General features: G+C 50.7%; 19 protein-coding genes. 13 read left to right on the top strand and 6 right to left on the bottom strand.

Annotated features, from left to right (window positions below; translation table 11 throughout):
• Positions 1-33 precede the first annotated feature (33 nt).
• The gene (locus tag BGE37_RS16880) at positions 34-1377 is read left to right on the top strand and encodes a carbohydrate porin (RefSeq protein WP_000350093.1); all 1344 of its coding nucleotides are present in this window, start codon (positions 34-36) and stop codon (positions 1375-1377) included.
• Between the two features lie 55 nt (positions 1378-1432).
• Here the strand turns inward: BGE37_RS16880 and BGE37_RS16885 are convergent, their stop codons facing one another.
• Positions 1433-1714: a YjcB family protein gene (locus tag BGE37_RS16885; RefSeq protein ID WP_001346558.1), complete on the bottom strand. Its 282-nt coding sequence runs from the start codon at positions 1712-1714 to the stop codon at positions 1433-1435.
• A gap of 429 nt (positions 1715-2143) precedes the next feature.
• On the opposite strand from BGE37_RS16885, the gene pdeC reads away from it, so the two are divergent.
• Positions 2144-3730, top strand: coding sequence for a c-di-GMP phosphodiesterase PdeC (gene pdeC / locus BGE37_RS16895; protein WP_105288240.1), 1587 nt, complete (start codon positions 2144-2146; stop codon positions 3728-3730).
• Between the two features lie 2 nt (positions 3731-3732).
• Here pdeC and soxS read toward each other — a convergent pair whose 3' ends face one another.
• Positions 3733-4056 (bottom strand): superoxide response transcriptional regulator SoxS, encoded by a 324-nt coding sequence (gene soxS / locus BGE37_RS16900; protein WP_000019358.1) that lies wholly within the window; start codon positions 4054-4056, stop codon positions 3733-3735.
• Positions 4057-4141: 85 nt separating this feature from the next.
• Between soxS and soxR the strand changes: the two genes are divergently transcribed.
• From soxR to BGE37_RS16930, 3 genes are all read left to right on the top strand, one after another.
• Positions 4142-4606 carry a redox-sensitive transcriptional activator SoxR gene (gene soxR, locus BGE37_RS16905; protein WP_000412424.1) on the top strand — a complete coding sequence of 155 codons (465 nt, stop codon included), beginning with the start codon at positions 4142-4144 and terminating at the stop codon, positions 4604-4606.
• 545 nt (positions 4607-5151) lie between these two features.
• Positions 5152-6501 (top strand): guanine/hypoxanthine transporter GhxP, encoded by a 1350-nt coding sequence (gene ghxP / locus BGE37_RS16925; protein WP_000106871.1) that lies wholly within the window; start codon positions 5152-5154, stop codon positions 6499-6501.
• 151 nt (positions 6502-6652) lie between these two features.
• Positions 6653-8302 (top strand): Na+/H+ antiporter, encoded by a 1650-nt coding sequence (locus BGE37_RS16930; RefSeq protein ID WP_000402207.1) that lies wholly within the window; start codon positions 6653-6655, stop codon positions 8300-8302.
• A gap of 167 nt (positions 8303-8469) precedes the next feature.
• Here BGE37_RS16930 and BGE37_RS16935 read toward each other — a convergent pair whose 3' ends face one another.
• From BGE37_RS16935 to acs, 4 genes are all read right to left on the bottom strand, one after another.
• Complete coding sequence (locus BGE37_RS16935; protein ID WP_105288241.1) at positions 8470-9762, bottom strand: pentapeptide repeat-containing protein; 1293 nt, start codon at positions 9760-9762, stop codon at positions 8470-8472.
• Between the two features lie 178 nt (positions 9763-9940).
• Complete coding sequence (gene actP, locus BGE37_RS16940) at positions 9941-11590, bottom strand: cation/acetate symporter ActP (protein ID WP_000832550.1); 1650 nt, start codon at positions 11588-11590, stop codon at positions 9941-9943.
• Positions 11587-11901: a DUF485 domain-containing protein gene (locus tag BGE37_RS16945; protein WP_001014565.1), complete on the bottom strand. Its 315-nt coding sequence runs from the start codon at positions 11899-11901 to the stop codon at positions 11587-11589. The genes actP and BGE37_RS16945 overlap by 4 nt, the downstream gene beginning before the upstream one ends.
• Positions 11902-12113: 212 nt before the next feature.
• On the bottom strand, positions 12114-14072 hold the full coding sequence (gene acs, locus BGE37_RS16950; protein WP_000078206.1) for an acetate--CoA ligase: 1959 nt from the start codon (positions 14070-14072) through the stop codon (positions 12114-12116).
• Positions 14073-14464: 392 nt separating this feature from the next.
• On the opposite strand from acs, the gene nrfA reads away from it, so the two are divergent.
• The 8 genes from nrfA to gltP all read left to right on the top strand — a co-directional run bounded on the left by nrfA (position 14465) and on the right by gltP (position 22495).
• Positions 14465-15901, top strand: coding sequence for an ammonia-forming nitrite reductase cytochrome c552 subunit (nrfA, locus tag BGE37_RS16960; protein WP_105288242.1), 1437 nt, complete (start codon positions 14465-14467; stop codon positions 15899-15901).
• A gap of 45 nt (positions 15902-15946) precedes the next feature.
• Positions 15947-16513 carry a cytochrome c nitrite reductase pentaheme subunit gene (gene nrfB, locus BGE37_RS16965; RefSeq protein WP_001353532.1) on the top strand — a complete coding sequence of 189 codons (567 nt, stop codon included), beginning with the start codon at positions 15947-15949 and terminating at the stop codon, positions 16511-16513.
• Positions 16510-17181: a cytochrome c nitrite reductase Fe-S protein gene (nrfC, locus tag BGE37_RS16970; protein ID WP_000220281.1), complete on the top strand. Its 672-nt coding sequence runs from the start codon at positions 16510-16512 to the stop codon at positions 17179-17181. Before nrfB ends, nrfC begins: the two co-directional genes overlap by 4 nt.
• Positions 17178-18134, top strand: coding sequence for a cytochrome c nitrite reductase subunit NrfD (gene nrfD / locus BGE37_RS16975; RefSeq protein WP_000195167.1), 957 nt, complete (start codon positions 17178-17180; stop codon positions 18132-18134). Before nrfC ends, nrfD begins: the two co-directional genes overlap by 4 nt.
• 19 nt (positions 18135-18153) lie before the next feature.
• Positions 18154-19872, top strand: coding sequence for a heme lyase CcmF/NrfE family subunit (locus BGE37_RS16980; RefSeq protein ID WP_105288243.1), 1719 nt, complete (start codon positions 18154-18156; stop codon positions 19870-19872).
• The gene (nrfF, locus tag BGE37_RS16985) at positions 19865-20248 is read left to right on the top strand and encodes a heme lyase NrfEFG subunit NrfF (RefSeq protein ID WP_105288244.1); all 384 of its coding nucleotides are present in this window, start codon (positions 19865-19867) and stop codon (positions 20246-20248) included. Before BGE37_RS16980 ends, nrfF begins: the two co-directional genes overlap by 8 nt.
• Positions 20245-20841: a heme lyase NrfEFG subunit NrfG gene (gene nrfG, locus BGE37_RS16990; RefSeq protein WP_105288245.1), complete on the top strand. Its 597-nt coding sequence runs from the start codon at positions 20245-20247 to the stop codon at positions 20839-20841. Before nrfF ends, nrfG begins: the two co-directional genes overlap by 4 nt.
• Before the next feature lie 340 nt (positions 20842-21181).
• A complete protein-coding gene (gene gltP, locus BGE37_RS17000) occupies positions 21182-22495 on the top strand; it encodes a glutamate/aspartate:proton symporter GltP (protein WP_001361135.1) in 1314 nt (437 codons plus the stop codon).
• The last annotated feature ends 78 nt before the right edge of the window (positions 22496-22573 follow it).

The following is a 22573-nucleotide window of genomic DNA, read 5'->3' on the forward strand; positions in this document are numbered from 1 at the left end:
AATGTTATATTCGGATTGCAAAGGATAAATAATATGGATCATTCTATACGGGAAAATTATATTTTCCTGATGATACTGATGTTCCCATTTGGTTCGTTAGCCAATGAGTTACCTTTTTCCTCAACCGGAAAATATATGGCTGGAGATTGGAATGGAGTGCGTAGTGAGTTAAAAAACAAAGGATATGATTTTACTCTGGAATATGGCTCGATGGTGACATCGAATATTTCAGGCGGTTATAACAAGGATCGGACGGCGCGATATAGCGACCAGTATATTATCGGTGCCGATTTTGATCTGCAAAAAATTGCGGGTATCACGGATGGAGAGTTTAAAGTCTCTGTTATCGATCGTAACGGCCGCGATCTTACCAGCGACAGAATTCAGGATCCTCGAGCCCCAGTGATTGGCTCGACGGTAAACAGTAACTATGGCCGGGGTCAAACCTGGCATGCCGCGCAATTCTGGTATCGTCAATCATGGTATGCAAAAACGATTGATTTAAAGTTAGGATTAATGCCGGTTGGCGAAGACTTCGATAACAATGGTTGTTATTTCCAGAACCTTTCCCTCTGTGGTTCGTTGGCAGGTCATGGTGCGGGAGTCTGGTATAACACACCGATTGGTCAGTGGGGGGCCAGGTTACGTTATAATTTTACACCGCAAGTTTATTTGCAGACCGGCGCGTTTATGTATAACCCAAATTATGCGACGCGAAGCGGCAGTTTCCAGTTGGATAATACTGGAAGATTAGGAAATATGTACCTTATGGAATTTGGGTATACACCAACGCTGGGTGCGAATAAACTTCCGGGTGCCTGGAAAGTAGGAGCCTGGTATAACACAGCAAAAGCCAGTGACGTCCTGAAGGATGCAGAAGGCGATGACTACGTTACGAGCCAACGTCCCCCGGCGACTCACGATGGGCGTTACGGTGGCTGGATCTACTTACTCCAGCAAGTGACTGCTGATCCCCGTTCTCCTCGTGGTGGCCTTTCTCTGTTCTGGCATCTGGCGATGAATGATCGGGATACTGCGACAATGGATTACCAGACGCAAATTGGCGCTATTTATAAAGGGCCATTTTCCGGTCGGGGGCAGGATTACATTGGCTTTGGCGTCAGCAAAATGCACGAAAACAGTAAAGTAGCCAGACGGGCGCAATTGCTCAATGATAAAAAGGGTCTTGATGATTATGATAATCCCGCCTGGACGCCAGTAAGAGACGCTGAGTATGCGGCAGAATTGCATTACAGTTTTGTGGTGACGCCGTGGTTAACATTGCGACCCAATGTGCAGTTGCTGATTGATCCCGGTGGGGTGAGTGAAATCGACGACGCCTGGGTTGTGGGAACTCAGATTACAATCAAACTGTAGGTCTTAATCATTTGTTTGTGCAGAATCACCGGGGATCCTGCACAAACTCCCGCCATCAGGTCATAATCATTGGCCATTCAGGTGGCGCCTGATTTATGGCTTCCACCATCACCGACTCAATGTTGTGCCAGATAGCGGTAATATCCATCATGGTAATACCGAGCAATCCGGTAGCGAACCAGCAGGCAGAAACAACGCCCAGGCCGCTGCTAATCACCGCAAGACCAATATAATCTGATTTGCGAAAACGGATGTTGAGTGTGCTGGCCAGAAACATCATTACGGCACTAAGAAGTTGCCAGCGAAGAAGAACCACGCCAGTGGTGAGGGTAGCCATCAAACAATTCCTCTGAAAAGAGCCGATGCCCTGGACAGCGCGGCGTTGTTCACGGGAGGCGTGGTACACTCTGGCTATCGCGGGGCTTGCAGAACACAAAAATGAAACACTCTTTTTGTTTCATTAATTTTGTGAACTATATCACAATTGATTGTTTGTTAGCCATATTAGGACGTGACTTTTATTGCTGTACAGATTATGTGGTTTTTCAGGGGCATTAAGGGTATATCTTCCCGCCGCCTCTGTATTCCTGTAGAAAATTAATTTTGAATATCAATGAATTATTTTTATTCAGGTGACGATTAAAAAGGTATCAATTTCAAATCAGGCAAAAGTGCTATTTATACCGTAAGATTTATCTAAAGACGTCGATAACCAGGGTTCTCGCCTTGCAATGACCGGGTATAAACAGGCAGGAAATTGATAGCAATGAGTCATCGTGCACGACACCAATTACTGGCGTTGCCGGGCATTATCTTTTTAGTTCTCTTTCCCATCATACTGTCGCTATGGATTGCCTTCCTTTGGGCAAAATCAGAAGTGAATAGTCAGCTCCAAACTTTTGCTCAGCTGGCGCTGGATAAATCCGAGCTGGTCATTCGCCAGGCAGATTTAGTGAGCGATGCAGCAGAACGCTATCAGGGGCAAGTTTGCACTCCAGCCCATCAAAAGCGAATGTTGAATATTATTCGTGGCTATCTTTATATTAATGAATTGATCTATGCCCGTGATAACCATTTTTTATGCTCATCGCTGATAGCGCCTGTAAACGGCTATACGATTGCACCGGCCGATTATAAGCGTGAACCTAAGGTTTCTATCTATTATTACCGCGATACGCCTTTTTTCTCTGGCTATAAAATGACCTATATGCAGCGGGGAAATTATGTGGTGGTCATCAACCCTCTCTTCTGGAGTGAAGTGATGTCTGATGATCCGACATTGCAATGGGGTGTGTATGATACGGTAACGAAAACCTTTTTCTCGTTAAGCAACGAGGCCTCGGCAGCAACGTTTTCTCCACTGATTCATTTGAATGATTTAACCGTACAAAGAAATGGCTATTTATATGCGACAGTTTATTCGACAAAACGCCCAATTGCAGCCATTGTTGCGACTTCATATCAACGTCTTATAGCGCATTTTTATAATCATCTTATTTTTGCGTTACCCGCCGGTATTTTGGGGAGTCTTGTTCTGTTATTACTCTGGCTACGTATTCGACAAAACTATTTGTCTCCCAAACGCAAATTGCAACGCGCCCTCGAAAAACATCAACTTTGCCTTTATTACCAGCCAATAATCGATATCAAAACAGAAAAATGTATCGGCGCTGAAGCATTGTTACGTTGGCCTGGTGAGCAGGGGCAAGTAATGAATCCGGCAGAGTTTATTCCGCTGGCAGAAAAGGAGGGAATGATCGGACAGGTAACTGATTATGTTATTGATAATGTCTTCCGCGATCTGGGCGCGTACCTGGCAACACATGCCGATCGCTATGTTTCTATTAACCTGTCGGCCTCCGATTTTCATACGTCACGGTTGATAGCGCGAACCAATCAGAAAACAGAGCAATACGCGGTGCGTCCACAGCAAATTAAATTTGAAGTGACTGAACATGCATTTCTTGATGTCGACAAAATGACACCAATTATTCTGGCTTTCCGCCAGGCTGGTTACGAAGTGGCAATTGATGATTTTGGTATTGGCTACTCTAACTTGCATAACCTTAAATCATTGAATGTCGATATTTTGAAAATCGATAAATCGTTTGTTGAGACGCTGACCACCCATAAAACCAGTCATTTGATTGCGGAACACATCATCGAGCTGGCGCACAGTCTGGGGTTAAAAACGATCGCAGAAGGGGTAGAAACTGAGGATCAGGTTAACTGGTTGCGTAAACGCGGCGTGCGTTATTGCCAGGGATGGTTCTTTGCGAAGGCGATGCCGCCGCAGGTGTTTATGCAATGGATGGAGCAATTACCCGCGCGGGGGTTAACGCGCAGGCAATAAAACTACAGGCGGTGGCGATAATCGCTGGGAGTGCGATCAAACTGCCGACGGAAAACGCGGGAAAAAGTCTGCTGCGAGACATAACCAAGGTCCATTGCGATATCAAAAATCGGACGCTCGGTGGTGCGCAACTCAACGGCGGCCAGTAACAGGCGGCGTTGGCGAATGTAATCACCAAGTGTCTGATGCGTCACCGTGCGGAACATCCGCTGTAAGTACCACTTTGAATAGCCTGATTTTTTTGCGACGACATCAATGTTAAGCGGCTGGTCAATATGCTCGTCAATCCATGCGATAAGATCCTGAATAATTTTCTGATGGGACATAAATCTGCCTCTTTTCAGTGTTCAGTTCGTTAATTCATCTGTTGGGGAGTATAATTCCTCAAGTTAACTTGAGGTAAAGCGATTTATGGAAAAGAAATTACCCCGCATTAAAGCGCTGCTAACCCCCGGCGAAGTGGCAAAACGCAGCGGTGTGGCGGTATCGGCGCTGCATTTCTATGAAAGCAAAGGGTTGATTAGCAGTATCCGTAATAGTGGCAATCAGCGGCGATATAAACGTGATGTGTTGCGATATGTCGCAATCATCAAAATTGCTCAGCGTATTGGCATTCCGCTGGCGACCATTCGTGAAGCATTTGGCGTGTTGCCCGAAGGGCATACGTTAAGTGCGAAAGAGTGGAAACAGCTTTCGTCCCAATGGCGAGAAGAGTTGGATCGGCGCATTCATACCTTAGTGGCGCTGCGTGACGAACTGGATGGATGTATTGGTTGTGGCTGCCTTTCGCGCAGTGATTGCCCGTTGCGTAACCCGGGCGACCGATTAGGAGAAGAAGGTACCGGCGCACGCTTGCTGGAAGATGAACAAAACTAAAGCGCCACAAGGGCGCTTTAGTTTGTTTTCCGGTCTTTGTCTTTCTCTCTATCCCGCTGGTACACAGGAGGGTTTCCCCCGACGTCAACACACCTCATTCGAGCACGTGGTGGAGGTTCCGGTTGGTGTTGATGCTTTAATTGTATGTTACCGGCGTTTCTTCGCCAGTGTAAAAGTACACTTTTTAGCCGCAATATTTTTGTCATCTCAGACGATTTTTTATCGCAATCCTGAACGGTATACGGTTCGATAACGCTGCAATCTTGCGCATCGACGATAACGTTTGCGCATCAATTGCCTGGTTTTTCATCGTCAAGACAATAAAAGAGAAAAAAGCAGCAAACTTCGGTTGAAAAAGCCGCTATGATCGCCGGATAATCGTTTGCTTTTTTTACCACCCGTTTTGTATGCGCGGAGCTAAACGTTTGCGTTTTTGCGACGCACCAATTTGTCGCAAACCTGGAGCAGGAAGATAACGTTTCGCTGGCAGGGGATTGTCCGCCACGCATCTTGACGAAAATTAAACTCTCAGGGGATGTTTTCTTATGTCTACGCCATCAGCGCGTACCGGCGGTTCACTCGACGCCTGGTTTAAAATTTCACAACGTGGAAGCACTGTCCGTCAGGAAGTGGTTGCCGGGTTAACAACGTTTCTGGCGATGGTCTACTCGGTTATCGTCGTTCCAGGCATGTTGGGTAAAGCGGGCTTCCCGCCTGCGGCAGTTTTCGTTGCGACCTGTCTGGTTGCCGGACTCGGTTCTATCGTGATGGGTCTGTGGGCTAATCTGCCGTTGGCGATTGGTTGCGCCATCTCCCTGACGGCGTTTACCGCATTCAGTCTGGTGCTGGGGCAACATATTAGCGTACCTGTCGCGCTGGGTGCCGTGTTCCTGATGGGTGTGCTGTTTACGATAATTTCTGCCACGGGTATTCGTAGCTGGATTTTGCGCAACTTGCCGCACGGTGTGGCGCACGGCACGGGGATCGGTATCGGTCTTTTCCTGCTGCTCATTGCCGCTAATGGTGTCGGTCTGGTGATTAAAAACCCGCTTGATGGTCTGCCCGTTGCGCTGGGTGATTTCGCGACCTTCCCGGTGATTATGTCACTGGTAGGTCTGGCGGTGATCATCGGCCTGGAAAAACTGAAAGTCCCTGGTGGCATTCTGCTGACCATTATCGGTATCTCAATTGTCGGTTTGATCTTCGATCCTAACGTCCACTTCTCTGGCGTTTTCGCCATGCCTTCATTGAGCGATGAAAACGGCAATTCACTGATTGGCAGCCTGGACATTATGGGCGCGCTGAACCCTGTGGTTCTGCCGAGCGTGCTGGCACTGGTGATGACTGCTGTTTTCGATGCCACCGGAACCATCCGGGCCGTCGCGGGCCAGGCAAACCTGCTGGATAAAGACGGGCAAATTATCGACGGCGGGAAAGCACTGACCACCGACTCCATGAGCAGTGTTTTCTCTGGTCTGGTGGGGGCAGCACCGGCAGCGGTATACATCGAGTCTGCGGCGGGTACAGCGGCGGGCGGAAAAACCGGTCTGACGGCTATCACCGTTGGCGTGTTGTTCCTGCTGATTCTGTTCCTCTCTCCACTCTCTTACCTCGTTCCTGGGTACGCAACGGCTCCAGCGCTGATGTACGTTGGCCTGCTGATGCTGAGCAACGTGGCGAAAATCGACTTTGCTGATTTTGTTGATGCGATGGCGGGTCTGGTTACGGCGGTATTCATCGTGCTGACCTGTAACATCGTAACAGGCATCATGATCGGCTTCGCGACTCTGGTGATTGGTCGTCTGGTTTCCGGCGAATGGCGCAAGTTGAACATCGGTACGGTCGTTATCGCCGTGGCGCTGGTGACCTTCTATGCGGGCGGCTGGGCTATCTAAGCTTTAATAAGATTCTGAAAACGGGTGGCAATGGCTGCCCGTTTTTATTTTCTCCGCACATTGTGTGAGCTTTTGCGATATTCTGAAAAAATGAGAATTCAGGCATAACGCCTTTCTCAGATCATAAAAAAACATCGCAAACAGGGAACGCATGGAAATCTTCTTCACCATACTGATAATGACCCTCGTGGTCTCGCTGTCCGGGGTGGTCACTCGTGTCATGCCCTTTCAGATCCCGCTTCCGCTTATGCAAATCGCCATCGGTGCGCTACTGGCGTGGCCGACGTTTGGTTTGCATGTGGAGTTTGATCCTGAACTCTTTTTAGTCTTGTTTATCCCGCCGTTGCTGTTCGCAGATGGCTGGAAAACGCCGACCCGTGAATTTCTCGAACATGGTCGGGAGATTTTCGGCCTCGCGCTGGCGCTGGTGGTGGTCACCGTGGTTGGCATTGGCTTCCTTATTTACTGGGTGGTGCCGGGCATTCCGCTGATTCCCGCCTTTGCGCTGGCGGCGGTGCTTTCTCCGACCGATGCTGTGGCGCTTTCCGGTATTGTTGGCGAAGGGCGCATCCCGAAAAAAATCATGGGTATTTTGCAGGGCGAAGCGTTGATGAATGACGCCTCCGGCCTGGTGTCATTAAAGTTTGCTGTGGCAGTGGCGATGGGGACGATGATCTTCACCGTCGGCGGTGCAACGGTGGAATTTATGAAAGTGGCAATAGGCGGTATTCTCGCCGGTTTTGTGGTGAGCTGGCTGTATGGTCGTTCGCTGCGATTCCTCAGCCGCTGGGGCGGTGATGAACCCGCGACGCAGATTGTTCTGCTGTTCTTGCTGCCATTCGCTTCTTATCTGATTGCCGAACATATTGGCGTTTCCGGCATCCTCGCTGCGGTTGCCGCCGGGATGACCATCACCCGCTCCGGTGTGATGCGCCGTGCGCCGCTGGCAATGCGCCTGCGCGCAAACAGCACCTGGGCGATGCTGGAATTTGTCTTTAACGGCATGGTGTTCCTGCTGTTAGGTCTGCAGCTGCCGGGTATTCTGGAGACGTCGCTGATGGCGGCAGAAATCGACCCTAACGTCGAAATCTGGATGCTGTTTACCGATATCATTCTGATTTATGCGGCGCTGATGCTGGTCCGTTTTGGCTGGCTGTGGACGATGAAAAAGTTCAGCAACCGTTTCCTGAAGAAGAAGCCGATGGAGTTTGGTTCGTGGACCACACGAGAAATCCTGATTGCGTCTTTTGCCGGGGTGCGTGGGGCGATCACACTAGCCGGTGTGCTCTCTATCCCGCTACTCTTGCCGGATGGCAACGTCTTCCCGGCGCGCTATGAGTTGGTGTTCCTGGCGGCTGGCGTCATTCTCTTTTCGCTGTTTGTCGGCGTGGTGATGTTGCCCATTCTGCTGCAACACATTGAAGTCGCAGACCATTCGCAGCAGTTGAAAGAGGAGCGTATTGCGCGAGCGGCAACGGCAGAAGTGGCGATTGTGGCAATCCAGAAAATGGAGGAGCGTCTGGCGGCGGATACCGAAGAGAATATCGATAACCAGCTGCTCACGGAGGTCAGTTCTCGCGTCATTGGTAACCTGCGTCGTCGCGCCGATGGACGTAACGACGTTGAAAGTTCCGTGCAGGAAGAGAACCTTGAGCGTCGCTTCCGTCTGGCGGCATTGCGTTCTGAACGTGCTGAACTGTACCACCTGCGCGCCACGCGGGAGATCAGCAATGAAACGCTGCAAAAATTACTGCACGATCTCGATTTGCTTGAAGCATTGCTGATTGAGGAAAATCAGTAAGCCGAAAGCGACGTAACCAGGCCCGAGGTAATCTGAAAAAGGTGCAATCTTTTGCACCTTTTTCAGATTACCTCGGGCTAACATTCATGATTCTAAAATAAATAAGTCAGAAGTCCGTGAGTATCTCTCTTTTAAAGTCAATTCATTGGCTATTCTTCGGCTTAATCTCAATCTGCGTATTGCATAGTATCTTCAGTGGTATTCATAGACACTTCCTGAATATTATGCTCAGTTTGTGACATGCCAGTATGAGTGGCACAATCCTCTTCAAAGAGTTGCTGTAGTGTTATCAGGATATCACTATTAATGGGAATATTATCCTCCCCACGGAGAATGGATATGCCCATTCCCTGGACGATAGCCTCATCGAAATTAACCCGATAGAAACGGGTATTAAACATCCAGGCTTTTGTTAAAATAGAACAGTTGAAATGGCAATTGCTTAAATTGGCATTATTAAAATTAGCATTAGCCATATTAGAATCGGTACATATAACCATTTCGAGGAACGTATTTGTCAGCCGCGTAAAAAAGAGTTTGCTATTAATTAAGTTTATATTCTGGAGGGTTGCTTTGTTCAGGTTGACGCGAGAAAGATTAGCATGTTCAAAGTTAATTAAATCGAGTTTAGAGAAACTAAGGTCGGCTCTAAATAAATTAACATATGGCGCTATTACTTTATAAAGATTCACCTCAGCCATGTACGCCATATAAAAATTTGAATAGTCAAGGAAGGTATTTTTAATTTTAGCTCTAATCATTGTTGCATTGAAGAATTCAACATGCATAGCGGAGCATGCATTTAGAGTTCCGTCAGTCATTTTTATCTGAGCGAAATTTGAGTCATCGAGAATACAATTATCAAAAATTATTTTTTCCATTATGGCAAAATTAAAATTCGTTTGATACATATTACAGCCCTGGAAAATAGCATTTTGTAGTCTGCAACCTGCAAAATCCGAATTGGATAAATCTTCATCTTTAATCCTGATACCTTTCAGGCTAAGGTGTGAAAAATCGTAACCACCATTTACTGTCTGTGGGATTTCGATAGTATTATTATGGACAGTGACATTATTTATAAAATACACTACCTTAATTGACACTTCCTTATCTTTATTAAGGTAAACTCTTCTCGTAATTCTATCGTCATATTTATTACTTGCGTATAAAGCTATATCTATAAAATATTTATGAATTTTCCTGTCCGTTTCTTTAGTGATTTTTCCTGATGGTAAAGTATCATAAGTTCTTTTCATTTTCTGAATCAAGCCTATCACTTTTTCATGATCATCCATTTTGAAAAGAGAGAGGGCTTTATTGTCAATTAACGTGTCTTTATGATGTTTGCTATAATTATCTGATTCTGTTTTCTTTGTATGTGATGGACTTGTGACAGGGTGGTTATCGTTAATCAGGCAAAGAGGGAAAAACATATTATTTAAACCATTATAGCGCATAAAATATCCTTATAATTAACAAGAAAGAAAAGGCATATTCTCTGCATTATCATTTTCTACGACTGTCAAAAATCGCTCATTTTTTTAATGAGTTTATTTGTTTAATATTATGGGAAAAGATGATGCATATTGGAGAGGAAGAGTATTCCCCGGTCAGACGACCGGGGAAGGGGAGAGATTAATGCGCGCGGCCTTGCTCAACGCCAAAGCCGGTCTGGGAACGGATAAACTGCGCACGGAACAGTTCACGCTCGCGCGCACCTTCCGCTGAATTATCCGTTGCCGAGAAGAACCATATGCCGAGGAATGCCACACTGATAGAGAACAGCGCCGGGTATTCGTACGGGAAGATGGCTTTTTCGTGACCGAGGATCTGTACCCAAATGGTAGGGCCGAGAATCATCAGTACCACTGCGGTAATCAGCCCCAGCCAGCCTCCCATCATCGCGCCACGGGTGGTCAGTTTCGACCAGTACATGGAAAGCAGAATGATCGGGAAGTTACAGCTCGCCGCGATGGCAAACGCCAGGCCCACCATAAATGCGATGTTCTGATTCTCAAACAGCACGCCGAGGATAATCGCAATCACGCCCAAAATCAGGACGGTGATTTTCGATACTCGCAGTTCTTCTCGTTCAGTCGCGCCTTTTTTGAAGACGTTAGCGTACAGGTCATGCGAAACCGCGGAAGCGCCTGCCAGCGTCAGTCCCGCAACCACCGCAAGAATGGTGGCGAAAGCAACCGCTGAAATAAAGCCGAGGAACAGGTTGCCGCCCACAGCATTGGCCAGGTGAACTGCCGCCATGTTGTTACCACCAATCAGATGGCCCGCCGCGTCTTTATATTCCGGATTCGCACCGACCAGCATGATCGCACCAAAGCCGATAATAAAGGTCAGGATATAGAAGTAGCCCATAAATCCGGTGGCGTAGAACACGCTCTTACGCGCTTCGCGGGCATCGCTGACCGTAAAGAAGCGCATCAGAATGTGCGGCAAACCAGCCGTACCAAACATCAGCCCCAGACCCAGAGACAGCGCGGAGATGGGATCTTTCACCAATCCGCCCGGCTTCATGATATCGACACCTTTCGGGTGTACCGCCATCGCTTCGCTGAACAGATTGTTGAAGCTAAAGCCGACGTGTTTCATCACCATAAAGGCCATAAAGCTGGCACCAAACAGTAACAGCACAGCTTTGATAATCTGTACCCAGGTGGTCGCCAGCATACCGCCGAACAGGACGTACATCATCATCAGCACGCCGACCAGCACTACCGCAATGTGATAGTTAAGGCCAAACAGCAGTTCGATGAGTTTACCTGCGCCTACCATCTGAGCGATAAGGTAAAGCGCCACCACCACCAGAGAACCACAGGCCGAAAGAATACGGATAGGCCCCTGTTTCAGGCGGTACGAGGCTACATCGGCAAAGGTGTAGCGACCGAGGTTACGCAGACGTTCGGCAATCAGGAACAGAATGATCGGCCAGCCCACCAGGAAGCCCAGCGAGTAAATTAAGCCGTCATAGCCGGAGGTAAACACCAGCGCGGAGATCCCCAAGAATGAGGCAGCGGACATATAGTCCCCGGCAATCGCCAGCCCGTTCTGAAAACCGGTGATATTGCCGCCTGCGGTGTAGTAGTCATTACGCGAACGTACGCGTTTTGACGCCCAGTAGGTAATGCCGAGCGTAAACACGACGAAGATCAGGAACATAATTATTGCCTGCCAGTTCGTTGGCTGGCGCTCTACGGCCCCGCTAATAGCATCCGCGGCGTTAGCTGCGAAAGGGAGTGTGGCGGCAAGCGCCGTCAGAACTCTTTTCATGATGCTTGTACCTCATGCAGGACTTCATTATTAAGACGGTCGAATTCGCCGTTCGCCCGCCAGATGTAGATACCGGTGAGAACAAAGGAGATCACAATCACTCCAACACCAATCGGAATACCGCGTGTGACGCTGGTGTTCGGATTCAGCGGAGTGCCCAGCCAGCCGGGCGCGAAGGCGATCAGTAAAATAAAGCCGATATAAACTGCCAGCATAATAATCGACAGGATGGTGGCAAACCGTTGCCGTTTTTCGACTAACTCCCTGAAATGCGCATTGTCTTCTATCCGCTGATAAATAGTGCCATTCATCACAGATTCTCCAGAGGTAATGTAGGGATTGTTTTAATTCCCGCGCCCTTATGGGAGCGGGTTAACGCCCAGGTAACCCTCGCCGAATGTAGGCTGGATAAGGCGTTATACGCCGCATCCGGCAATCAATGCCTGATGCGACGCTGTCGCGTCTTATCAGGCCTACAAATCGTTTCCGACTTGTTGCCCGGATCGCATCCGGTAATTGAGAGTTACGAGGGCATCGCGATAGCCTGCTTCTCTTCAAGCAGCTTCTCGACTACGCCAGGATCGGCAAGCGTCGAGGTATCGCCCAGGTTGCTGGTATCGCCCGCCGCAATTTTGCGTAGAATACGGCGCATAATTTTGCCGGAGCGGGTTTTTGGCAGGGAGTCGGTCCAGTGCAGCACGTCTGGTGTTGCCAGCGGGCCAATCTCTTTACGCACCCAGTTGCGGACTTCTGCGTACAGTTCTGGTGACGGTTCCTCCCCGTGATTAAGCGTGACGTAGGCGTAGATAGCCTGACCTTTAATATTGTGCGGAATACCCACGACAGCGGCTTCGGCAATCTTCGGATGCGCCACCAGCGCCGACTCAATCTCCGCTGTTCCCAGACGGTGACCCGAGACGTTCAGCACGTCGTCCACACGCCCGGTGATCCAGTAATAGCCATCTTCATCACGACGCGCGCCGTCGCCGCTGAAATACATATTTTTGAAGGTGGAGAAGTAGGTCTGTTCAAAGCGTTCGTGATCGCCAAACAATGTACGCGCCTGACCAGGCCAGGAGTCGGTGATCACCAGGCTGCCTTCGGTAGCCCCTTCCAGCGGGTTACCTTCGTTATCGACCAGCGCCGGTTGCACGCCGAAGAACGGACGCGTTGCAGAACCTGCTTTTAGCTCGGTAGCACCAGGCAGTGGTGTGATCATGAAACCGCCGGTTTCGGTCTGCCACCAGGTATCGACCACCGGACATTTCTCGTTGCCGATTTTTTTCCAGTACCACTCCCACGCTTCCGGGTTGATTGGCTCGCCTACGGAACCGAGAATGCGCAGCGACGAACGGTCAGTGCCTTCGATCGCTTTATCGCCTTCTGCCATCAGCGCGCGGATCGCCGTGGGCGCGGTATAGAGAATATTGACCTGATGCTTGTCCACCACCTGGGCCATACGGGCAGGCGTCGGCCAGTTCGGTACGCCTTCAAACATCAGCGTGGTCGCGCCGCATGCCAGCGGGCCGTACAGCAAATAACTGTGCCCGGTAACCCAGCCCACATCGGCGGTGCACCAGTAGATATCGCCCGGATGATAATCAAAGACATATTTAAAAGTCAGCGCCGCGTACACCAGATAACCGCCGGTAGTGTGCAGCACGCCTTTCGGCTTCCCGGTGGAACCGGAGGTATAGAGAATAAACAGCGGATCTTCGGCGTTCATCTCTTGCGCCTGGTGCTGATCGCTCGCTTGCTCAATCAGATCGTGCCACCACAGATCGCGCCCTTCCTGCCAGTCAATTTTTCCGCCAGTACGCTTCAGTACCACCACATGCTCAACGCTAGTGACATTCGGATTTTTCAGCGCGTCATCGACGTTTTTCTTCAGCGGAATACTGCGCCCAGCGCGCACACCTTCGTCAGAAGTGATCACCAACCGTGAGTTGGAATCGATAATGCGTCCGGCAACGGCCTCTGGTGAGAAGCCGCCGAAAATCACCGAATGCACCGCGCCAATGCGGGCGCAGGCCAGCATTGCGACCGCAGCTTCCGGCACCATTGGCATATAAATCGCCACTACATCACCTTTTTTAATGCCCAGCTCGAGCAGGGTATTGGCAAAGCGGCAAACATCGCGATGCAGCTCTTTATAGCTGATATGTTTGCTCTGGCTGGCGTCGTCGCCTTCCCAGATGATGGCGGTGCGATCGCCGTTTTCTTGCAGATGGCGGTCAAGGCAGTTTGCCGCCAGATTCAGCGTGCCGTCCTCGTACCATTTAATGGACACATTACCCGGGGCAAAGGAGGTGTTTTTCACCTTCTGGTAAGGTTTGATCCAGTCGAGAATTTTTCCCTGTTCGCCCCAGAAGGTATCTGGTGCGTTAATAGATTGTTGATACATCGCCTCGTACTGCTGAGGGTTTATCAGGCAACGGTCTGCGATGTTGGCAGGAATGGTGTGTTTGTGAATTTGACTCATGCTTTTGTTCTCCTTGTAGGATGTTAATAATATGTGGCATAAGCGTTAAATGTAGGGGTATTGGCAGTTTTGTTTAGTATTTGGGCGACAGATCACGCAAAAGTAGAATTGTGCAAATAAACGGCAGGGTAATTTTTGAAGGTCAGCAACAAAAGTTGATTAATTCTTTGAGGAACATGCAGTTATGCATGCTATTGAAAAAGAGGAAAATACTGACTAACTCTAAAGTGGTATTTTACATGCACTTACAATTGATTAAAGACAACATTCACAGTGTGGTTATTTGTTACACATAGGGGCGAGCAATGTCATGACAGTGTAGGTGCGGTTACTGTCGTGAAAAACAATAAAAACCGCCATTGCAACAATGGCGCAATTCGGATGAAGCCCCTATGACAAGGATAAAAATAAACGCACGCCGTATCTTCAGCTTGTTGATTCCTTTTTTCTTTTTCACTTCTGTTCACGCTGAACAAACGGCCGCTCCCACGAAACCTGTAACCGTGGAAGCGAAGAATGAAACCTTCGCTCCGCAGCATCCCGATCAATATCTCTCCTGGAAAGCCACCTCGGAACAGTCAGAGCGTGTTGACGCCCTGGCGGAAGATCCACGACTGGTGATTCTGTGGGCGGGGTATCCCTTCTCGCGCGATTACAACAAGCCGCGCGGACATGCCTTTGCGGTAACCGATGTTCGTGAAACCCTGCGTACCGGTGCGCCGAAAAATGCTGAGGATGGTCCGCTACCGATGGCATGCTGGAGTTGTAAAAGCCCGGATGTGGCGCGTCTGATCCAGAAAGACGGCGAAGATGGCTACTTCCATGGTAAATGGGCGCGTGGCGGCCCGGAAATCGTCAACAACTTAGGTTGTGCCGACTGCCATAACACCGCCTCACCAGAGTTCGCCAAAGGCAAACCGGAGTTAACCCTTTCCCGTCCGTATGCGGCTCGTGCGATGGAAGCCATTGGTAAACCTTTTGAGAAAGCCGGACGCTTCGACCAGCAATCGATGGTTTGCGGTCAGTGCCATGTGGAGTATTACTTCGATGGCAAAAACAAAGCCGTTAAATTCCCGTGGGATGACGGCATGAAAGTCGAAAATATGGAGCAGTATTACGACAAAATTGCCTTCTCTGACTGGACTAACTCCCTGTCGAAAACGCCAATGCTGAAAGCGCAGCACCCGGAATATGAAACCTGGACAGCGGGCATTCACGGCAAAAACAACGTGACCTGTATCGACTGCCATATGCCAAAAGTGCAGAACGCTGAAGGCAAACTCTACACCGACCATAAAATTGGTAATCCGTTTGATAACTTCGCCCAGACTTGTGCGAACTGCCATACCCAGGACAAAGCTGCCCTGCAAAAAGTGGTCGCGGAACGTAAGCAGTCAATTAACGACCTGAAAATCAAGGTTGAAGATCAACTGGTTCACGCTCACTTCGAAGCGAAAGCGGCGCTGGATGCAGGCGCGACGGAAGCCGAAATGAAACCGATTCAGGACGATATCCGTCATGCTCAGTGGCGTTGGGATCTGGCGATCGCTTCCCACGGCATTCATATGCACGCACCGGAAGAAGGTCTGAGGATGCTCGGTACGGCGATGGATAAAGCGGCGGATGCGCGTACCAAACTGGCGCGTTTACTGGCAACCAAAGGCATTACCCATGAAATCCCGATCCCGGATATCTCAACCAAAGAGAAAGCCCAGCAGGCAATTGGCCTGAACATGGAACAAATCAAGGCCGAGAAGCAGGACTTTATCAAAACGGTGATCCCGCAGTGGGAAGAGCAGGCACGTAAAAACGGTCTGTTAAGCCAATAACCCCCGTTCCGCCTCGCAAGGGGCGGAAAACACAATGGAGTGAATATGAGCGTATTACGTTCGTTATTAACTGCCGGGGTGCTGGCGTCGGGCCTGTTGTGGAGCCTGAACGGAATTACCGCTACCCCTGCGTCGCAGGCATCTGGTGATCGCTACGAAGTTACCCAGCAGCGTAACCCGGATGCCGCCTGTCTGGACTGTCATAAACCAGATACCGAAGGTATGCATGGCAAACATGCTTCCGTTATCAACCCGAATAACAAACTGCCGGTCACCTGCACCAACTGTCACGGCCAGCCATCACCGCAACACCGCGAAGGGGTGAAAGATGTGATGCGCTTTAACGAGCCGATGTACAAGGTTGGAGAGCAGAACAGCGTCTGTATGTCCTGCCATCTGCCGGAACAGTTGCAAAAAGCGTTCTGGCCGCACGATGTCCACGTAACCAAAGTGGCGTGCGCCAGCTGCCATTCCCTGCATCCACAGCAAGATACGATGCAGACGTTAAGTGACAAAGGACGGATTAAGATTTGCGTCGATTGCCACAGCGATCAGCGCACCAATCCGAACTTTAACCCGGCGTCTGTTCCGTTGCTTAAGGAGCAGCCATGACCTGGTCTCGTCGCCAGTTTCTCACCGGCGTCGGCGTGCTGGCAGCCGTCAGCGGCACCGCAGGACGCGTGGTGGCGAAAACGTTGAATATCAATGGGGTGCGTTACGGCATGGTGCATGACGAGTCGTTATGCATCGGCTGTACTGCCTGTATGGATGCTTGTCGGGAAGTGAACAAGGTGCCGGAAGGCGTCTCGCGCCTGACAATTATTCGTAGCGAGCCGCAGGGCGAATTTCCTGATGTGAAATATCGCTTCTTTCGTAAGTCTTGCCAGCACTGCGACCATGCACCGTGCGTTGACGTCTGCCCAACGGGTGCGTCTTTTCGCGATGCTGCCAGCGGGATTGTCGATGTTAACCCAGATCTCTGCGTCGGTTGTCAGTACTGCATCGCCGCCTGTCCGTACCGCGTGCGCTTTATCCATCCGGTCACGAAGACGGCGGACAAATGCGATTTCTGCCGTAAGACCAATTTGCAGGCCGGTAAGCTGCCTGCGTGCGTTGAGGCTTGCCCGACGAAGGCGCTGACGTTTGGCAATCTGGACGATCCCAACAGTGAGATTTCGCAACTGCTACGCCAGAAGCCCACTTACCGCTACAAGCTGGCGCTGGGAACCAAACCGAAGCTGTACCGCGTACCGTTTAAATACGGGGAGGTGAGCCAATGACGCAGACTTCCGCATTTCATTTTGAATCGCTGGTGTGGGACTGGCCGATTGCCATCTACCTGTTTTTGATTGGTATTTCTGCCGGTCTGGTGACGCTGGCCGTGCTGTTACGTCGCTTCTACCCGCAGGCGGGCGGTGCAGACAGTACGTTGTTGCGCACCACGCTGATTGTCGGGCCTGGCGCGGTGATCCTCGGTCTGTTGATTCTCGTCTTCCACCTGACAAGACCGTGGACCTTCTGGAAGCTGATGTTCCATTACAGTTTTACCTCGGTGATGTCGATGGGGGTGATGCTGTTTCAGCTCTACATGGTGGTGCTGGTGCTGTGGCTGGCGAAAATCTTTGAACATGATTTGCTTGCCCTGCAACAACGCTGGTTGCCGAAGCTGGGGATCGTACAAAAGGTTCTGAGTCTGCTGACGCCCGTTCACCGCGGACTGGAAACGCTAATGCTGGTGCTGGCGGTGTTGCTGGGGGCTTATACCGGCTTTCTGCTGTCGGCGCTGAAATCATATCCGTTCCTCAATAATCCGATTTTACCGGTGCTGTTCCTCTTCTCCGGCATTTCGTCCGGTGCGGCGGTGGCGTTGATCGCTATGGCGATACGCCAGCGCAGTAATCCGCACTCCACGGAAGCGCACTTTGTACACCGTATGGAGATCCCTGTGGTATGGGGCGAAATCTTCCTGCTGGTGGCGTTTTTTGTTGGACTGGCGCTGGGCGATGACGGCAAAGTGCGTGCGCTGGTGGCAGCATTGGGCGGTGGTTTCTGGACGTGGTGGTTCTGGCTTGGTGTCGCCGGGCTGGGGCTGATTGTGCCAATGTTGCTCAAACCGTGGGTGAATCGTAGTTCCGGCATTCCTGCCGTGCTGGCGGCGTGTGGAGCCAGCCTGGTCGGCGTGTTGATGCTGCGCTTTTTCATTCTCTACGCCGGGCAGTTAACGGTGGCGTAAGCCAGAAAAGAGGTGGTTTCTGGACGTATTCCTTCCTGAAGTCGGTTTTCTGGCGTTGTTGTTAAGTCTTGGGGTCAACGTGTTGACCCCGTTGACAACCTTTGCGGGAGTGCGGTTGCGCTGGCCTGCCATGATGCGACTCACTTGCATCGGCACTCTGGCACAGTTCGCGCTCCTGCTGATCGCTTTTGGCGTACTGTCGTATTGTTTTCTCATCAGCGATTTCTCGGTCATTTATGTCGCCCAACATAGCTACAGCCTGCTGTCGTGGGAACTCAAACTGGCGGCAGTGTGGGGAGGGCATGAAGGTTCGTTGCTACTTTGGGTGCTACTCCTTTCCGCGTGGAGTGCGCTGTTTGCCTGGCATTATCGGCAGCAAACCGATCCGCTATTTCCGCTGACATTAGCCGTTTTATCTCTCATGCTCGCCGCACTGTTGCTGTTTGTGGTGCTGTGGTCCGATCCGTTTGCGCGGATATTTCCGCCAGCAATCGAAGGCCGAGATCTCAATCCGATGCTGCAACATCCCGGTCTTATCTTTCATCCACCGCTGCTTTACCTTGGCTATGGCGGTTTGATGGTAGCGGCGAGCGTGGCGCTGGCGAGTCTACTGCGCGGCGAGTTTGATTGTGTCAGCGCCCGAATTTGCTGGCATTGGGCACTACCTGGCTGGAGCGCATTAACTGCGGGGATCATCCTTGGTTCCTGGTGGGCCTATTGCGAACTGGGCTGGGGCGGTTGGTGGTTCTGGGATCCGGTGGAAAACGCCTCTTTATTACCCTGGCTTTCTGCCACTGCGCTGCTGCACAGTTTGTCCCTGACACGCCAGCGGGGGATTTTCCGCCACTGGTCGCTGTTACTGGCGATAGTTACTCTGATGCTGTCGCTGCTGGGCACCTTAATTGTCCGTTCTGGCATTCTGGTTTCGGTTCATGCGTTCGCACTGGATAACGTCCGCGCCGTGCCGTTGTTCAGCCTGTTTGCGTTGATTAGCCTTGCGTCTCTGGCTCTGTATGGCTGGCGAGCGCGGGACGGTGGCCCGGCGGTGCGTTTATCGGGGTTATCGCGGGAAATGTTAATCCTCGCTACGCTGTTGCTGTTTTGCGCAGTGCTACTGATCGTGCTGGTGGGAACGCTTTATCCGATGATTTACGGCCTGCTGGGCTGGGGACGCCTCTCCGTTGGTGCGCCATATTTTAACCGCGCAACGTTACCGTTTGGTCTGTTGATGCTGGTGGTGATTGTGCTGACGACGTTTGTCTCTGGCAAACGCGTGCAGCTTCCGGCGCTGCTGGCGCATGCGGGTGTGCTGTTATTTGCCGCGGGGATCGTGGTTTCAAGCGTCAGCCGTCAGGAGATCAGCCTGAATTTACAGCCGGGTCAGCAGGTGACTCTGGCAGGATATACCTTCCGTTTTGAGCGCCTCGATCTGCAAGCCAAAGGTAATTACACCAGCGAAAAAGCGATAGTGGCGCTGTTTGACCATCAGCAACGCATTGGTGAACTGACGCCGGAGCGGCGTTTTTACGAAGCACGTCGTCAGCAAATGATGGAACCGGCAATTCGCTGGAACGGCATCCATGACTGGTATGCGGTCATGGGCGAGAAAACCGGAGCGGATCGTTACGCTTTTCGTTTGTATGTACAAAGCGGTGTGCGCTGGATCTGGGGGGGAGGATTGTTGATGATTGCGGGCGCATTGTTAAGCGGATGGCGGGGAAGGAAGCGCGATGAATAAAGGTCTTCTCACGCTACTGCTGTTATTTACCTGTTTTGCGCGCGCTCAGGTCGTAGACACATGGCAATTCGCCAATCCGCAACAACAGGAACAGGCGTTAACTATTGCCAGCCAGTTACGCTGCCCGCAGTGCCAGAATCAGAACTTACTGGAATCCAATGCGCCGGTGGCAGTCAGTATGCGCCATCAGGTTTACAGCATGGTGGCGGAGGGGAAAAGTGAAGTCGAAATCATTGGCTGGATGACCGAACGTTACGGAGATTTTGTTCGCTATAACCCACCGTTAACCGGTCAGACGCTCGTGTTGTGGGCGCTGCCAGTGGTGTTGTTACTGGCGATGGCCTTGATCCTCTGGCGGGTAAGGGCGAAGCGATGAAACAGCCTCAAATACCGGTGAAGATGCTGACAACACTCACGATATTGATGGTATTTCTCTGTGTTGGCAGTTATCTGTTAAGCCAGAAATGGCAGGCGGTGCGTGCGGAGTATCAGCGTCAGCGCGATCCGCTACATCAGTTTGCCAGCCAGCAAACCCCGGAAGCGCAGCTTCAGGCATTGCAGGATAAAATCCGCGCTAATCCACAAAACAGCGAACAATGGGCGTTACTGGGCGAGTATTATCTGTGGCAAAACGATTACAGCAATTCGCTGCTGGCGTACCGTCAGGCGTTGCAATTACGTGGTGAGAACGCTGAACTGTATGCGGCGCTGGCGACGGTGCTTTATTACCAGGCCAGCCAGCATATGACCGCCCAGACTCGCGCAATGATCGACAAAGCCCTCGCGCTGGACTCTAACGAAATCACCGCTCTGATGCTGCTGGCTTCCGATGCGTTTATGCAGGCGAATTACGCGCAAGCCATCGAACTATGGCAAAAAGTGATGGATCTCAACTCACCCCGGATCAACCGGACACAGCTGGTCGAGTCGATTAATTTGGCGAAACTGTTGCAGCGGAGATCAGATTAATCATTTGGTGATGAAGATTATGTTATTGAGCTGCATAAAAAACAATCGAATGAACATATACCAAAAATAATCACCAATCAGTATTATTGCAGATTAAACAAATAAAAATCTTTCCATAACAAATGGTTATTCATTAATCCTACCATAAACTCGCGTTATTATGCATTAATGCAGCGAAAAGCTCTGTTGTTAAAGGGTTGCGCAACATACCGCGCAAATGATACTGATTATAAGCGTTAAAAAAATCTACAAACCAACGCAACACAATTCATGCCCTGGCAGTATGTCACGTTCTCGCGTTTCTGAACGGGAACGGCGCTCCATTGAGGAAGTTATTCTGATGAAAAATATAAAATTCAGCCTGGCCTGGCAGATTCTGTTTGCTATGGTGCTGGGCATTCTCCTGGGAAGCTACCTGCACTACCATAGCGACAGTCGCGAATGGCTGGTCGTCAATTTGCTCTCTCCGGCGGGTGATATCTTCATCCATCTGATCAAAATGATTGTTGTGCCGATTGTTATTTCCACGCTGGTGGTGGGTATTGCGGGTGTTGGTGATGCCAAACAGCTCGGGCGTATTGGCGCGAAAACCATTATCTATTTCGAGGTGATCACCACTGTCGCCATCATTCTGGGGATCACCCTGGCGAACGTCTTCCAGCCCGGTGCCGGGGTGGATATGTCGCAGCTGGCAACCGTCGATATCTCGAAATATCAGAGCACTACAGAAGCGGTACAGAGCAGTTCCCACGGTATTATGGGCACGATTTTGTCTCTGGTGCCGACGAACATTGTGGCGTCGATGGCGAAAGGCGAAATGTTACCGATCATCTTCTTCTCGGTACTGTTTGGTCTGGGGCTTTCCTCCCTGCCCGCGACGCATCGTGAACCGCTGGTGACCGTGTTCCGCTCCATCTCTGAAACCATGTTTAAAGTGACTCATATGGTGATGCGTTATGCGCCGGTGGGTGTGTTTGCGCTGATTGCGGTGACGGTGGCTAACTTTGGTTTCTCGTCTCTGTGGCCACTGGCGAAACTGGTGCTGCTGGTGCATTTCGCCATTCTGTTCTTCGCGCTGGTGGTATTGGGAATTGTGGCGCGCCTGTGTGGGTTAAGCGTCTGGATCCTGATTCGTATTCTGAAAGATGAGCTGATTCTGGCGTACTCCACTGCCAGCTCTGAAAGCGTGCTGCCGCGAATTATTGAGAAGATGGAAGCCTATGGTGCACCGGCGTCGATCACCAGTTTCGTGGTGCCGACCGGTTACTCTTTTAACCTTGATGGTTCGACGCTGTATCAAAGTATTGCCGCTATTTTCATCGCGCAGTTGTATGGCATTGACCTGTCCATCTGGCAGGAAATCATTCTGGTGCTGACGCTGATGGTGACCTCGAAAGGGATTGCTGGCGTGCCGGGCGTGTCGTTTGTGGTGTTGCTGGCAACGCTGGGCAGCGTAGGGATCCCGCTGGAAGGTCTGGCGTTTATTGCCGGTGTTGACCGTATCCTCGACATGGCGCGTACTGCGCTGAACGTGGTGGGTAATGCGCTGGCGGTGCTGGTGATTGCCAAGTGGGAACACAAATTTGACCGTAAGAAAGCGCTGGCTTATGAGCGCGAAGTGCTGGGCAAATTTGATAAAACTGCGGATCAATAATTGAGGATTGCCGGGGACATACACCCGGCAATGTGTGGATGCCTGATGCGACGCTTGCCGCGTCTTATCAGGCCTACA

It is taken from the genome of Escherichia sp. MOD1-EC6300, from assembly GCF_002965045.1.
Classification (GTDB): domain Bacteria; phylum Pseudomonadota; class Gammaproteobacteria; order Enterobacterales; family Enterobacteriaceae; genus Escherichia; species Escherichia coli_F.